Source organism: Planococcus sp. CPCC 101016 (assembly GCF_007859295.1).
Lineage (GTDB): Bacteria > Bacillota > Bacilli > Bacillales_A > Planococcaceae > Planococcus.
The window spans coordinates 298063-312707 of the sequence record NZ_VOHB01000004.1 but is presented as its reverse complement, the minus strand read 5'-3'; the positions used below and the strand labels follow the sequence as shown (position 1 = coordinate 312707).

The following is a 14645-nucleotide window of genomic DNA, read 5'->3' as shown; positions in this document are numbered from 1 at the left end:
CCCCCTTACCGGTTGGTGATCGTCTCAGGATTCATGTCGTGGTTCATCATCCGGTACGATGCCATTTCTTCGTATTTTGTGCCTGGTTTGCCATAGTTTGTGTAAGGATCGATAGACAATCCACCGCGCGGCGTGAATTTACCCCACACTTCGATATAACGGGGATCCATCAAGTTGATTAAATCATTCATGATGATATTAACCACATCTTCGTGAAAATCTCCATGATTGCGGAAGCTGAATAAATAAAGTTTCAACGATTTGCTTTCCACCAGTTTCTTTTCTGGAATAAAGCTCAAGTAAATGGTCGCAAAATCAGGTTGTCCTGTCTGCGGGCATAGTGATGTGAATTCTGGACAATTAAACTTTACAAAGTAATCGCGGCTATGCAAATTATCGATTGGCTCCAGGATCTCCGGATCGTATTCAAACTTATACTTGGTATTCTGATTGCCAAGCAATGATAAATGGTCAAGTGTTTCTTCGTTTCTTCCTGCCATGAAAAACGGCCTCCTTTAGATGGCCGGCTTGGAAGAGGGCTATAAAAAATGGACAAAAGAAAAAGCCAAATCGCATGTGGATTTGGCTGAGTTTCAACAATCCATAGTTTTTTATAGAGGGTGAAATGCTATGAACCTCTCCCGTTGCCGGGTTATTTACTTTTACTAACCTATAGTATAAGACTTGCTATTTGTTGTCAATCAGCGAATTTTATTTAATTATAGCAAGAAGCTGAAAGTAAGCGAAGGAATGCTAATCTTTAATACTTAAACTTCAAGTGTGACGTATGGTCAATGCTGGGGGCGCAAAATCGATTGGTTTTGCTGGTCGTAACGAATGTTATCGGGCGATTCCTTGATCTTTTTAACATTGCTGATGATAAATCTGCTTTTAGGCATAGTTGGAAGGCGTGTCATATCATAACTCAGATCCTGCTCAGGAACCGTATAGCTGATATTTTCAATGAAATATTTGAAGAATGCCTCCATCACCATAACAGTCATCCATTCACCGGCACAGCGATGACCGACATGATGATCGCCGCCGCCCTGTGGAACAAAGGAGAAAGGACTGCCGTTCCAATTTTTAAACCTTTCCGGCATAAATCGGTCTGCTTCTTCCCAGCTGTCAGGATGACGATTTGTTCCGAATAAATCCAAAACAACAAGCATGTCTTCTTTGAATTTGTAGCCGTGCCATACAAAGCTAGTATTTACTTTGGCTGCCATAGCCGGCGCAAAAGGATAATAGCGGCGCACTTCCTGTGCGAACATTCTGCTATAGTTATCCCGATTTTCTTTAAGTTTGACACGGGTATCAGGAAATTCATGAAGCGCAAGTGCTCCAAAGGCGATAAAATAAACAGTTGCGAGCATTGGCCGATAAGCATTGTTTAAATCGACAGCGGCGGTTTGAAGATCCAATAACTTGCCATTGGTGTCTTTGTGGTGGGCAACGATATAGGCAGCCGTGTAGGGAGGCGGGTTATAGACACCAGAACGAATATCCTGGATAATCTCCTTCAGCCATTTTTCCTGGCTTTGGCGGCTCTGTGCACCTTCTGTAAAGTCGGTCAAAGATCCGTTAAAAGAGTCAACCATAGAGGCCAGTTCGTTGGTGCGTTGTTTGACTTCAACTTCCTTCAACGGCAAACCAGCCCAATGGCAAACGGCGCGCGTAAGAATTTCATTCAATTCATCCATTAAGACTACCTGTTCTTTGTTTTCCCAGCTGTTTACTTTGGCATCCAATTCCTCAATCGCCATTCGCTTAATATCTTCCAGCCTTTCAGGAGTCATCATGGATAGGAACATCCTTTTGAAGTGGTGATGGTCTTCGCCATCCCGGCCGTGAATCCCGCCTTCGCCTAGAAGGCTTTTCTTCAAAGGAAGAGGCATCGCACCTTGGCGTTTAAAATACTTATTGTTGTAAAAAAGATCTGCAGCCTGTTCGCCAGCCATGAAAATAGCTTTTTGGCCCATTAGGCGTGTTTCAAAAATATCGGATCCAAGCTCTCTGCGACGATTCAAACTAAAGTTAAAGCCTTCATTGATCAATGGTAGGGTGCTATCTAATTCTTTGGCTCTTGGAATGGGGGTAACAATTTTCATTGTATTCATCTCCTTGGCGTTTTATCACCCCATACCCTTGTGAAATTCAGTTAAACGCTCCTTGTAGCTTTTGTTCATTATGCAGAGAAGTGGTTTTTAGGTTATTTTATGTCATCTATAAATTATGGAGACTCCAAATGTTCATGGTACACTAAAACTAAAAGATGGGCAGAAAGGAGCGGCAAGGATGGAAGGAAACGATCAGAATGGCTTACGGACGCAATCAGTGGAATGGGTAAAAGCGCAACTTGGAGAAACAGCAGAAATTACAAACATCAAGCCGCTGACAGGCGGAACTTCTTCCCTATTGTTTGAACTGGCTATCCGCGAGAACGGCAATATCTTCTACTACGTCCTAAGGCTTTTTCATAAAGCAGATTGGCTGAAGAAAGAGCCGGATTTAGCAAAGCATGAAGCAGCGAGCCTTCAATTCGCTGAACAAGCCGGCTTTTCTGTACCGCATTTAATCGCCTATGATGAAACAGGCGAACAAAGTGGAATGCCAGCTGTATTGATGACAAAGGTATCCGGATCTGTTGTACTTCAACCATCCAATGATGAGAAGTGGCTGGAAAGTCTGGCAGCGCTTTTAGCTAAACTGCACCAAATAAATGCAGACGACTTCCCTCACGAATACTTTTCTTATAATAATGCGTTCCTATTGGAAAAGCCGACATGGTCTAAAGTTCAGAACGATTGGATGCGTGCATTTTATATTGTTGCCGGAAGCCGGCCGCAAGCTCAGCAATGCTTTATTCACCGGGATTTTCATCCCGCCAATATTTTATGGGAGAATGGAGAAATCACCGCCATCGTAGATTGGGTGAATGCTTGTCGTGGTCCAGCGGGAATTGATGTCGGCCATTGCCGTGTCAATCTGGCTCAGATGTATGGGATTTCTGTAGCCAACGATTTTTTGGCAGCCTACCAACGCTACGCCGGAAGTTCGTTCACTTACGATCCTTATTGGGATCTTGTTTCGCTGACAGATACACTTGATGGCTCACCTGTTGTTTATCCGGGATGGCAAGCTTTTGGTATGAAAGGCCTGTCTGATGAATTAATGCGTCATCGTTTGGATGATTATTTATTGAGTTTACTAGACCGATTTGATGATTTTTAAGCGTTAAAACTGCAGCGTTAAGTATTCTTCCAGGTTTGATTTCCTCCATAAAGGCAATATATAGGATAAGTGAGTTTTTTGAGGAGGAAATTGGATGAAGGATGAACAGCTGAAGCAATTGAAAAACCAATTACAAAAACAAGTAGAATCGCTTGAAGAGCGCGTAGAACATACAGAAGAGTTCGAGACGACGGAGCTTTCAAATTACGATAACCATCCAGCCGACAATGCAACCGATTTGTATGATCAGGAGCGCGGTATAGCACTTACTCAGTTTAAGGAAGAAGAACTGGAGGAAGCGAAGGCAGCTTTAGCAGCTATTGAAGAGGGCACTTACGGTACGTGCGCCGTGTGCGGCAAAGATATTCCATTCGAACGGTTAGAAGCATTGCCGACCGCATTGACTTGTATCGACCATGCGGATCAAGAGCTTGACTTGGAAAGCCGGCCACCGGAAGAAGATGTGCTGCAGCCATCTACAGGGCAGCCGGTTGAGAAAGAAGACAACGCCATTCGTGATTATCAGGATAGTTTTGAAGATGTAGAAGACTTTGGATCATCCGATACCCCGCAGGATCAGCCAAATGAAGATTCTCAGGATTTTTTCAAAGATGATAAATAGAATTTGAATTTTACCCCCTGTCTTAGCGCCAGGGGGTTTTAATTAGAGAAAGTATTTCCTGGGAAATACTACGTGAGGAGCATGGCTATGGATAAATTGACTGAAGAAATGTATGAATTGGAATGCAGCCATCTGCATCCGGAAGTACGGGTTTCAGCCGAGAAGCTGGGCGATGTGCTGGACGATGAGTTTTTTGAATTCGGCAGTTCGGGCGGAGTCATTAAACGATCACATTACAGTGAAGATGACACATTAAGTCCAGATCCAATGGAAATAAAATTTTTTAGCCTTCATGAATTGGGGCCGGCAGCTAGATTAACTACCTATCAGTTGATTAATCAAAAAACCGGAAGAGTGACAAATCGCAGTTCCGTGTGGAAAAAACGTCAAAATGGCTGGAAATTATTTTTTCACCAAGGAACAGTTTCAACTGATGAAGTGTTTCAATAAGGGAGAAAGAGGATATTTAGATAACAGAACTATTTTTGGCAAAGGAGGAAACCAGTATGGAACATGCCATTGTATTATTTGATGGAGATTGCAATTTTTGCGATTCGAGCGTTCAGTTCATCATAAATCATGATCCGGCGGGCTATTACCAATTTGCTTCATTGCAAAGTGAAGTCGGTCAGGAACTTTCTAAGAAATACAAGGTACCCGAAGATGTCGATAGTGTGGTATTAATAAAAGATGGACAGGCATACGTGAAATCTGAAGGTGCCTTGATGATTTCAAATCATCTAACCGGACTTTGGAAGCTAGCCTATTATTTGAAACCATTCCCACGGGCAATCCGCGATGGAGCATACGATATAGTAGCCAAAAACCGTTACAAAGTGTTTGGCAAGCTGGACAGCTGCATGCTGCCGCCCCCTCATATCCGCAAGCGATTTTTGGATAAATAAGAAAAGAAAAGCGAAAGCGCCCGTAATAGCTCTGCCGGGCATAAGACAGACCAGCAAAGTGGCGCTCTTTGCCGCACAGCTGGGTTGGCTTATGACCCAAAGAGCTGGGCGCTGAAGTCTGGACAACAAGAAAAGCGAAAGCGCCCGTAATAGCTCTGCCGGGCATAAGACAGACCAGCAAAGTGGCGCTCTTTGCCACACAGCTGGGTTGGCTTATGACCCAAAGAGCTGGGCGCTGAAGTCTGGACAACAAGAAAAGCGAAAGCGCCCTTGGAGCTCCTTTAGACATCAGGCAAGCCAATGAAGTTTGAATAACTAAAATAAACAAAGCCCGAATCCGGAGTCTGTTCCGGTTCGGGCTTTGTTTGGTGAATGAGTGAAACAGTGATCAATAAAAATTGGATATCCGCCAATACTGGCTGGCAATGGGACCTGCCATATAAGCCAATCCTTCACTTTCGGTCTGGTGGACTTCCATCCATTTTCCGTCATCACCGAACTTTAAATAGACTTCATGATTTGGTGATTGATCATGTATTCCGACGATGTCATAAGTGCCATCTCTATAAAAAGCGGCAGACACGTGATAATCGATATCCGGAGAAGTGGTAATCGGATTTCCGACAGCGTGTTTTAAAGTGATGGTAACTTTATGGCCGGTTTCTTCAAACTTTTCCAGTTCAATGCCTTCAGCGGAAGCGACATCCGCTTTGCTGAATTTTTTCCGCCAATTATAGCCGATAGTAGGACCGACATCCTTGTCATAGGAAAATGACGATTCTTCTTCTTTTAAATCGACTGTGAAATTGACCTGGGTCCGGTAATGTAATGAGTCAGGGTCGAACTCTCGGCCGTCGCCTTGGAAGTAAGGGAAAGGTGATAACAAGTTCGGATTTTTTAATATCAATTCAGGCAGGAACGTATTATAGCGGAAGTGCCAGACTGGATAAATCTTCGGTTTTTCCTGATCCGATAATAATGACTTCAAAGGAGCAATTTTTTTGGTCAGCCAAAAATCTTCCATAGCTGCCTTTTCTTTTGTTGAATTCCAATTCAATGCGCCAAAAATTTTTGCTATAGTGAACTTGCCTTCACTGAAGCTTTCCTCGGCGTCTGCTACAGGACGTTTGCCGCGAATCCAGAAAGTTGATTCCTCATCCATAGGAACTTGCCGATCGGTATATTGATTTTTTTCAACCGTCTCAATAAATTTTCCATTCCGGTAAATATCGAAACGGATGATGCCTTCAATTTCTCCCCAAGCTAAAGAAACCCGGCCTTCAGAAACGATAGCAGTAAGGACAATTTCTTCTAAACGATTGATGCTATCCTTCTTACGGTTTTCAGTGCCAGTATGAAGCTTGATTTTGTCTGTCCAATTTCCCGATGCATTCAGCCGCTCGAGGGTATACGTATACAATTCACCTTTTTTTAATCCCTCGTCTTTGAATGAATTTTGGGTGCCTGTATAAACGATTTGCTCATCTCTTTTTACGCGGCATACATCTTCAGTATCTGTCCATCTAAAATAAATTAACGTATCGGATTGCTCCAATACAAGAACATCGAATTCGTTTTCCATTTTCCCACCTCCACATGCTATTGTTATGCATATACCCTTTTCTGAACAATAGTGAACCTTTATATGAATAGAGCGAAACATTTGTTACATAAATTAAATATGGAATTAAAGATTTTAATTGTACAATTAAGGTAGTAATATAGGCATGTTCAAGTTGTATCTGTTTCTGTAATAGAAAGGGCGGGAAAGCCCGGCACTGAAAAGAAAATGTTCGGCCTAGCATAAAAGCATAAAGAAAAAATTCAATTGGTGAAAATTAGTTATCTCCTCAATTAATAGTTTCTGATTTATTTATCATAGAAAATACAATGTATAGAAACAAAGGGGACGGGGGAATGACAGTGGAAAACACGCAAAAGGAACGGAATTTTAGTGATTTTGATGAGGCTGCCGCGTACATCTTGCAGCTTCTAAGTAAACAAATTGGAATCAATTCCTTATTTATTGCTAAGAATGACGGTCAGACTAACCATATTATTAAAGTGCATAACTCCGGTAAAGAGCTGGTCAAAGAAGGCAGTTCGATGCCGCTTCCTCAATCCTTCTGCAGTTTGAGCATCAATCATGGTCCCCAAGCTTTGGTCATAGATAATGTTTCGGAAAATGACATGACCCGCTCTATGGAGATCACCGCAAATTATGGCCAAGGCACTTTTGTGGGCATCCCGGTCTATTACAAGGATGGAACTGTCTATGGCACCATCTGCGGGTTGGACGATCAATACTACCGGCTTTCAGAAGATCAACTTTATACTTTTGAAATGATGTCGACATTGTTGACCTATGTGCTGGAACTTGAAAAAGCAAATGACCAAATTCAAACATTGACTGCACCCATTGTCCCTGTAACAAAAGGCGTCGCCATTGTTCCGGTAATCGGAGAGATCACGGCTCAGCGTGCACAAGTTATTATCGAGCATGTTCTTGAAAAATGCAGTAATGAATCGATGGAGTACTTAATAATTGATGTTTCAGGAGTTTTACAAATCAATTCTATTGTTGGGGAATATTTGTTGAAGCTTGTAAATATCCTTAAAATCATCGGCGTGACACCTGTTATCACAGGAATTCAGCCTTTCATGGCATTAAAGGTCCCACATTTCGCCGCTGCCTTGAAAGATGTACTGATTGAAGCGAATCTTGAGTCGGCATTAAAACAGCTTGGATTTGTGCTGATAAAAGAATGCAAAGAAATATCAGACCCCCGTTAATGGAGGTCTGATTTTTTTATTAGCTGTATTCTGCTGTGTCTGATGATCAAATCAAGCATTGAGAACTCGTTGTGGAATTTCGAATTAACTTTCTTTATCGAAGAACACATGCTTCAATTCCCAGCTATCCCCAATTTCCAATAAACCGAACGAGAATTGCGCTTGTCTGCGTTTATCGGTCGGTGAGCCTGGATTAAACAATGTGACTCCGTCAGCTTCCCGCATGACCGGTGTATGGGAATGGCCGAATACGATGATGTCAACAGCGTCATTGCTGAAGGTATCGTAAGCTTGTTGTTCGGTAGGCTTGCGGTCACTGTCGCCGTGAACAACACCTATTTTCAACTCACCAAAGGTAAGAATCTTTTTACGGCCGAATTTTTCAAGAATATCCCAAGGGTCAACGTTTCCGGTAACGCCATCGATTTCTGCATAAGCCGCCAGTTCGTGATAAACATCCATCGTCTGCCAATCACCGGCATGGATGATAAAGTCAGCTTCCTGACATGCATCCACCAATGGTTGTGGCAATTTTTTGGCGCGGAATGGAATATGAGTATCTGAAACAATAACAATCTTCTTCATCTGAACGCCTCCAGTCAGTTTCTTTCTTCCACTTTACCAAATAAATACCTTGCCGTCGAAACCCAGCTCCGAGGCAGATGACCAGGATTAAATTTTTAGGAAAGAGGGAAGTAAAGAAAGTAGGAACCTTGAAGATAACCGGAGGGATATATATGAAAAAGAATATGACAAAAAACTTTATTTATACAGGAGTAGCAATGGCCAGCAGCATTCTTTTGCTGACAGCCTATAAAAAGAATCGGGCAAAAAAAGTTTGGGTATATGAAGACAATGATATGAGAAATAGTGTAGAGGTGGATCGTGAAGAAAGTGTCAATGCCGATACGGACGAAGCAGAAATCGGATTGACACAATTGGACTCTGCCTACCGTTCTGAATGGCAGGCCAATGGATTTCCACAAACACATAAAGCGATGGCGGAATTGGAAAGTAAATAAAGAAAGGGTCTCAGTTTTGATGCTGAGACTCTTTTTTGATAAAAGCTATAGTGAAACAGATCTTTAAGGAGGGACACAATCATGGAAAGCGAAAGAAAAATCGTTTGTTACATTGCTGCAAGTTTGGATGGCTATATTGCAACAGAAGACGACTCTCTTGAATGGCTTTTCAAAACAGAAGGAGAAGGAGACGCGGGGTATACTGAATTCATGAAAACCATCGATACTGTAGTCATGGGACGCAGAACCTATGATTGGGTGATGGAGGCGGAAAACGGCAAATTTCCTTATCAAGAGACAGCTAGTTATGTTTATACCTCCTCTTCTGCAGGGGACAATCCGTATGTAACGTTTACGAATCGAGACATTCCCAGTTTCGTGAAAGAAATTAAAGAAAAACCGGGGAAAAACATTTGGGTAATTGGGGGCAGCAATTTGCTCCGCAGTTTCGTTAAAGAGAATCTCATTGATGAATGGATTATTTCCATTGCTCCCGTATTAATCGGCAAAGGAATTCCACTGTTTCAGCAGTTTGACTTTGAAATCCCTTTGAAGCTGAAAACAGTGAAATCGTATGGACAATTTGCACAGCTTCATTATGAGAGATTATAGAGAAGAAAAAAGGAGGGCGACACACGTGTCGCTCCAGACTGTAGACACAGTCTAACCAAAATGAATAGAGGTGCATATCCCCAACCGGTCCGGCCACTTCGCGTTCCGTGGGCTCAGCTTCAGCCTCCTCGTCACTGCGTTCCTGCGGGGTCTTCAGCTTTCGCTGATTCCACAGGAGTCTTCGTGGCCAGACCGGTTGGAACGTGTTGCTTTAATCAAAGGAAGAAGCCGCTAGTCAGTTCCAGAAAAAATAGTCCCAGCAAACCTGGTCACCCTTGACGCAAGAATCCGGAGCGCAAGGCGGCGACTCCAGCGGGAAAGCGAAGTGCCGAAATCCACTCGGACGTCAGGCCGAGTTAGTTCGGCGCGAGCCCGCGGAACGCGTCCGCCTGGAGCGCTGGATTCGATATCAATACGATGAAATAAGTAGTTATTCGTTGGATGAACTATTTATTCTTTTGTCTACAAGCTCGGGCGACACACGTGTCGCCCTCCTTTTTTTCACGAATGTAAGTAAAAATACCTAATTTTAAGGGGTAAAAAACATGGGTTTTTTAATAAAAAACAATATACTACAACTTTCGGGCATTTTTTCAATAAAACTAAGTAGTTACGAGGGATTGTATTCTTTCAATTCCAATTATATACTATTAAAAAGAATCTTTTGTTGATTCTTGGAATAGAAGGGAGAGAAAGCATGAAGAATTTAAAAGTATTAGTATTCGCTTTGTTTACAGTTCTATTCTTAGGTTTTTCCCACAACTCCGTAGAAGCGCATTCTCCAGATTTGCATGAAGGTGTTTCTGGACAAGATGTAACTGAGCTTCAGTCAACTTTACAGAAATTAGGTTACTTCCATACTACGCCTACAGGTTATTATGGATCTATAACAAAAGAGGCAGTTATCCAGTTCCAGCGTGATTTCAATGTTCCATCTACAGGTTTTACTGGCCCATTGACACGGGCAAAACTTTCAGAGGTTGATATGATGGCGCGCGTTGTAAATGGAGAGGCACGAGGAGAAAGCTATACAGGACAAGTAGCAGTAGCTGCAGTCATCTTGAACCGTATGGAGTCTTCAGCATTTCCAAGCAGTACATACAATGTAGTTTTTCAGCGTAATGCGTTTACTGCCGTAAATGATGGGCAATACAGCTTAAAACCAAATTCATCGGCTTATCAAGCAGTGAAAGCTGCCGTTAAAGGCTCAGACCCCTCACTTGGTGCAACTTATTATTATAATCCAAGCGGTGTTACAGATACTTGGATTTTCTCGCGTACTACAATCACTAAAATTGGCAAACATGTATTTGCAAAATAATTTTCAGCATCGTTCTGACACTGTCAGAGCGATTTTTTTATAGAGTGAAAAGGGTTATACTGAAGAAGAATGATGAGAGGTGGAATAGCAATGTCTGAAAATAATGAACGGCAACTGCCCCCAAAAACTTGCAGTATCGAAAAGCTTGTAACCAATAAACGAGATGTCGAAAAAGTTCTGATGGGGACAAAGTCGGCTACACGCCGAAATGGACGGTATGCAGATGTCGGAGAAATACTGGTATTGAATAACAAGAAATTTGTTGTAGATCAGGTCTATCAGCAAACACTTGGCGAGTTGACGGATGAAATGGTCAACCGGGAAGGCTATGCATCAGTCGAGGATTACAAAAAGTCCATTTTGTCGTTTCATCCAGGTATGCCGTGGCTGCCCGATATGACTGTTTGGGTTCATGAATTCCATATGGCTGCAGAGTAACAACAAAATGTATACAATCACTTTATACGCTCATATTTTAAGTGCCGTTTTATCCATCGGTCCTTTTTTTGTGCTGCTTCCTTTGGTTAGGCGAATGGAAACTGCTTTTGGTCCAGTGCTGGATTCACTTGTGACAACTTTCAAATCTGCTGCCCGACTAGTTAAACATGCTGGCCACGTGTTAGTAGCAACCGGCATCCTGTTAATTTGGCAGGGTCCATGGGGGTGGGGCACGCCGTGGATTGTATGTACGCTGGTCGTGATGGTAGCTTCTATTTTTTTCTTGGCACGCGCATTTACGCCGACTCTTCGTCAGTTCGGCCAAGAGGACGCCGTTCAACTAGTGCTGGTTAAGAGATTGAAACGTTCTTTATGGATTTATATTTTCTTATTATTGTTGATGCTTTGGTTCATGGTCGATAAGCCGATGTTCTGGCAATGAAAAAGGACGACAACGCTCTCTGTGGGCGTTGTCGTCCTTTTTACTAACCTTTTACAGCACCAGCTGTCATGCCGGCAACGAAATAGCGTTGCAGGAAAACATAGGCAATAACCATGGGTGCTGAAGCAATGATTACACCAGTAAAGAGCATTGGATAATTTGTTGAGTACTCACCTTGGAACTCGAGTAAAGCGAGCGGCAAGGTCTTATAGGCGTTATCCGTAATGAACAGCAGAGGATATAGCAAGTCGTTCCAGTGCATCACAAAAAGGAAAATCGCTGTAGCTGATAGTGAAGGCAATGACAACGGCATTGCAACCTTGGTGTAGATTTTCCAATTTCCGGCACCGTCTATTGTCGAGGCTTCAAATAATTCTCTCGGCAAAGTTTTCATAAAACCGGTCAATATAAAGACGGCGATCGGCAAAGTAGTGGAGATATTAACTAGAATGAGCCCCAATAAGCTATTGGTCAACCCGAGATTGAGCATCAGCGAATAAAGGGGAATCATGCTAACCTGAGCTGGCACCATCATGCCGAGTGTGAAAAGGATGAACAAGAAATTACCAATCCAGTTGTTGAGCCGTGTGATGCCGTAAGCAATCATAGAAGCAAAAAACAAGGTTAAAGAAACAGAAAACAAAGTAACGATCGTGCTGTTTATAAAATAGCCAGCCATCGTTTGTTCCTGGAAAATAGCTGTGTAATTCTCGAATTGCAGGCCGCCTTCTGGGAAACCCAACGGACTTCTAAATGTTTCCTGTAAAGTTTTCATGGAAGTCAAAATCACAATCAGTAAAGGAACTAAAATCAGCAATGCATAGATGAGTAAAGAAAATCTTCGGAAGAACAAGCTTTTATCCTCCTTTCTTGAAGCTTAAGAAATTAAAATTTTGATTTTTATTTATCGTCCAAACTCCAGCGCCGAGCTCTTCGGGTCATAAGCCAATCCAGCTGTGGGTCTGCAAACATGCCACTTTGCTGGTCTGTCTTATGTTCGTCAGAGCTGCACGGGCGCTTGTACTTTTCTTAGTATGAGATTCGGTCTGAGCGCAGAGCTTTGAACTGCAGGAACGTAATAATCGCGATGATCACCATAAAGATAACTGAAATGGAACTTGCATAGCCAAATTGATAACTTCTAAAGGCGATATCAAAAATATAGGTGGCCACGATTTGGGTTGAATTGTTTGGCCCTCCGCCAGTCATCGCAAAGACCAGGTCAAATGCTTTAAACGACTGAATAGTGGTATACGCTACAACAATCGTAGCGGAAGGTGCCAGCAATGGCCACGTCACCTTGCGGAAAGTCTGCCATTTGGTTGCGCCTTCTATTTTGGCCACTTCGTAAAGATCCTCCGGAATTGCCTGCAAGCCTGCTACAAAAATAATGAGCATTTGCCCCGCGTGGAACCAGATTTGGGTAATCGCCAAAGAATAAATGGCAATATTGGCATTGCCGAGCCAGTTCTGCCTCAAGAAATCCAGTCCAACCAGCTCTAGTGTTTGGTTCAAGATACCAAGTGACGGATCGTAAATGAATGACCATATAAAAGCTACTGAGACAGAAGACAGTATGGTCGGGAAAAAATAAAGCGCTCGCAAAAAGATGGTAGTCTTCGTGTTCTTTAGCACTATTAAGGCGAAGGCCAAAGCCACGAGCGTTTGGAAGACAACCACTACGAGCATGAACTTCAAGTTATTTCCGATGGTTTTTCGGAAAATGGTATCTCCTGTAAAGGCGCGCTCGTAATTGTCAATTCCGACAAATTGAAAACTCGAACTGAGGCCGTCCCAATCTGTAAACGAATAGAACAAGGCGCTGATTGTTGGATAAATAAAGAAAATCGCATATAAAAGAACACCCGGTAAAAAGAAGAAATAAATGGATTTAGAAATTTTCATCCTAGTTATTCCCTATTTTCTTCTACAAGCTGCTGTGCTTCTTCAGCCGCTGTCATTGGATCTGCCCCGCCCAAAACGTTTTCAATGGAACTCAGGACTGCTGCTTCAATTTGGGCATTGGTAATTAGGAAGCGCGGTTGGAACCGGGTTTTTCTTTCATCGATCCAATAAGCTGTGTTCTTCAGCACTTCAGATTCGTATTCGACATCATTGACCGTTAAGTGCTGCCCGGTTTCGTTGGCGTATTGGGAAGCAATTTCCGGTTGGCTGAGAAATGCGACAAATTCTTTTGCCTGTTCTTTTTTATCTGATTTGCTGTTTACTGCCAACATAAAGGTGGCCGTATTGATGCCTTCATAAACCGCTTCGCTTTCTTCGACTGTGATCGGAGCCATCAAATCCAACTGAAGATCTGGATTCAGGTCGAGCAAAGCAGACATATGATAAGACCCAGTCGCAAGCATAGCAGCTTCTTCGTTAGCCACCATAGCCATTGCAGAATCCTGGGAAGTACCTAGTGCATCTGCTTGAATATAGCCTTTTTGCTCAAGCAGCTGGAAATCTTCCAATGTTTTGACCCACCATTCGTTGGTCAATGATTCTTCACCATTCTGAAGCTTTTCAAAAACATCTTCATCAGGTGCATTGTTCATCATCATGCTGTTCATAAATTGGTTGGGGCCAATGTCAGCTCCAGGAAAGGCAATCGGTGTAATGTCATTTTCCAGAAGTGTGTCAGCCATTTCCTGAAATTCAGTCCAGCTCTTCGGCACTTCTAAGCCCAGTTCTTCGAACATGCCTTTATTGTAAACAGGCATATTAAAGACCAATTGATAAGGAAGTGCAAGCTGAGCTCCGTCTTTTTCCCCAACGCTAATCAGTTGTTCGTCAAAATTGGAAACAAAATCTTCACCGCTCAAATCTTCAAATATGCCGGCACTGGCAATGGCTTCGAATTGTGCGCCAGGGAAGGATGTGAAGACGTCACCTGTAGAGCCGTCTTGCAGCAGACGCTGCCCAGTTGCCTGATACTGCTCAGAGGGATAAATGGTCATTTCCACAGAAATGTTGGGATTTTCCTCTTCGAATTGGGCAATGATATCATCCAATACAGCTTTATCTTCGCCTCTCCAGTGGATAAAACTAATCTGAGTACTGTCTTCTCCACCTTCGTTGCTTGTATCGCTTGTGCTTTCACCTGCACAACCTGAAAGCAATAAACTGAAGGCTATAACCCCTGATGATAGAAATGAATATTTTTTCATCGTCTTTTCTCCTCCCTCTACTGTAAAATTTAAAAACGCTTACTTTATTTATACCTTATTCTTCTTAGTAAATACAGAATTATCTA

Annotated in this window: 17 protein-coding genes and 1 riboswitch; of the genes, 10 read left to right on the top strand and 7 right to left on the bottom strand. The window is 42.6% G+C overall.

Annotation, left to right across the window (positions count from 1 at the left end; genetic code table 11):
* Positions 1–5 precede the first annotated feature (5 nt).
* The gene (gene queF, locus FQV26_RS15875) at positions 6–500 is read right to left on the bottom strand and encodes a preQ(1) synthase (protein WP_146558673.1); all 495 of its coding nucleotides are present in this window, start codon (positions 498–500) and stop codon (positions 6–8) included.
* Positions 501–597: 97 nt separating this feature from the next.
* A riboswitch (PreQ1 riboswitch) is annotated at positions 598–645 on the bottom strand.
* A gap of 146 nt (positions 646–791) precedes the next feature.
* Positions 792–2111, bottom strand: coding sequence for a cytochrome P450 (locus tag FQV26_RS15870; protein WP_261384367.1), 1320 nt, complete (start codon positions 2109–2111; stop codon positions 792–794).
* A gap of 187 nt (positions 2112–2298) precedes the next feature.
* Between FQV26_RS15870 and FQV26_RS15865 the strand changes: the two genes are divergently transcribed.
* The 4 genes from FQV26_RS15865 (at position 2299) to FQV26_RS15850 (ending at position 4761) form a co-directional block, all read left to right on the top strand.
* Entirely contained in the window at positions 2299–3234 is a 936-nt protein-coding gene (locus FQV26_RS15865) for a phosphotransferase family protein (RefSeq protein ID WP_146558669.1), read from the top strand.
* Between the two features lie 94 nt (positions 3235–3328).
* Entirely contained in the window at positions 3329–3856 is a 528-nt protein-coding gene (locus FQV26_RS15860) for a TraR/DksA C4-type zinc finger protein (protein WP_146558667.1), read from the top strand.
* 87 nt (positions 3857–3943) lie between these two features.
* Positions 3944–4306, top strand: a complete 363-nt coding sequence (locus tag FQV26_RS15855; RefSeq protein ID WP_146558665.1) for a nuclear transport factor 2 family protein — start codon at positions 3944–3946, stop codon at positions 4304–4306.
* A gap of 56 nt (positions 4307–4362) precedes the next feature.
* Complete coding sequence (locus FQV26_RS15850; RefSeq protein WP_146558663.1) at positions 4363–4761, top strand: thiol-disulfide oxidoreductase DCC family protein; 399 nt, start codon at positions 4363–4365, stop codon at positions 4759–4761.
* 388 nt (positions 4762–5149) lie between these two features.
* Here FQV26_RS15850 and FQV26_RS15845 read toward each other — a convergent pair whose 3' ends face one another.
* On the bottom strand, positions 5150–6343 hold the full coding sequence (locus tag FQV26_RS15845) for a DUF3238 domain-containing protein (protein ID WP_146558661.1): 1194 nt from the start codon (positions 6341–6343) through the stop codon (positions 5150–5152).
* Positions 6344–6678: 335 nt separating this feature from the next.
* Here FQV26_RS15845 and FQV26_RS15840 point away from each other — a divergent pair, with 335 nt between their 5' ends.
* Positions 6679–7554 (top strand): STAS domain-containing protein, encoded by an 876-nt coding sequence (locus FQV26_RS15840; protein ID WP_146558659.1) that lies wholly within the window; start codon positions 6679–6681, stop codon positions 7552–7554.
* 84 nt (positions 7555–7638) lie between these two features.
* Here FQV26_RS15840 and FQV26_RS15835 read toward each other — a convergent pair whose 3' ends face one another.
* Entirely contained in the window at positions 7639–8139 is a 501-nt protein-coding gene (locus tag FQV26_RS15835; protein WP_146558657.1) for a metallophosphoesterase family protein, read from the bottom strand.
* 152 nt (positions 8140–8291) lie between these two features.
* Here FQV26_RS15835 and FQV26_RS15830 point away from each other — a divergent pair, with 152 nt between their 5' ends.
* The 5 genes from FQV26_RS15830 to FQV26_RS15810 all read left to right on the top strand — a co-directional run bounded on the left by FQV26_RS15830 (position 8292) and on the right by FQV26_RS15810 (position 11389).
* The gene (locus FQV26_RS15830; protein ID WP_146558655.1) at positions 8292–8576 is read left to right on the top strand and encodes a hypothetical protein; all 285 of its coding nucleotides are present in this window, start codon (positions 8292–8294) and stop codon (positions 8574–8576) included.
* An 81-nt stretch (positions 8577–8657) separates the two neighbouring features.
* Positions 8658–9188: a dihydrofolate reductase family protein gene (locus tag FQV26_RS15825; RefSeq protein ID WP_146558653.1), complete on the top strand. Its 531-nt coding sequence runs from the start codon at positions 8658–8660 to the stop codon at positions 9186–9188.
* 697 nt (positions 9189–9885) lie between these two features.
* On the top strand, positions 9886–10509 hold the full coding sequence (locus FQV26_RS15820; protein ID WP_146558651.1) for a cell wall hydrolase: 624 nt from the start codon (positions 9886–9888) through the stop codon (positions 10507–10509).
* 90 nt (positions 10510–10599) lie between these two features.
* The gene (locus tag FQV26_RS15815) at positions 10600–10947 is read left to right on the top strand and encodes an ASCH domain-containing protein (RefSeq protein ID WP_146558648.1); all 348 of its coding nucleotides are present in this window, start codon (positions 10600–10602) and stop codon (positions 10945–10947) included.
* A gap of 7 nt (positions 10948–10954) precedes the next feature.
* The gene (locus tag FQV26_RS15810) at positions 10955–11389 is read left to right on the top strand and encodes a hypothetical protein (protein ID WP_146558647.1); all 435 of its coding nucleotides are present in this window, start codon (positions 10955–10957) and stop codon (positions 11387–11389) included.
* 43 nt (positions 11390–11432) lie between these two features.
* Here the strand turns inward: FQV26_RS15810 and FQV26_RS15805 are convergent, their stop codons facing one another.
* From FQV26_RS15805 to FQV26_RS15795, 3 genes are all read right to left on the bottom strand, one after another.
* Positions 11433–12242 carry a carbohydrate ABC transporter permease gene (locus FQV26_RS15805; protein WP_146558645.1) on the bottom strand — a complete coding sequence of 270 codons (810 nt, stop codon included), beginning with the start codon at positions 12240–12242 and terminating at the stop codon, positions 11433–11435.
* 176 nt (positions 12243–12418) lie between these two features.
* Positions 12419–13294, bottom strand: a complete 876-nt coding sequence (locus tag FQV26_RS15800; RefSeq protein WP_146558643.1) for a carbohydrate ABC transporter permease — start codon at positions 13292–13294, stop codon at positions 12419–12421.
* 5 nt (positions 13295–13299) lie between these two features.
* Entirely contained in the window at positions 13300–14559 is a 1260-nt protein-coding gene (locus FQV26_RS15795; RefSeq protein ID WP_146558641.1) for an ABC transporter substrate-binding protein, read from the bottom strand.
* Positions 14560–14645 lie beyond the last annotated feature (86 nt).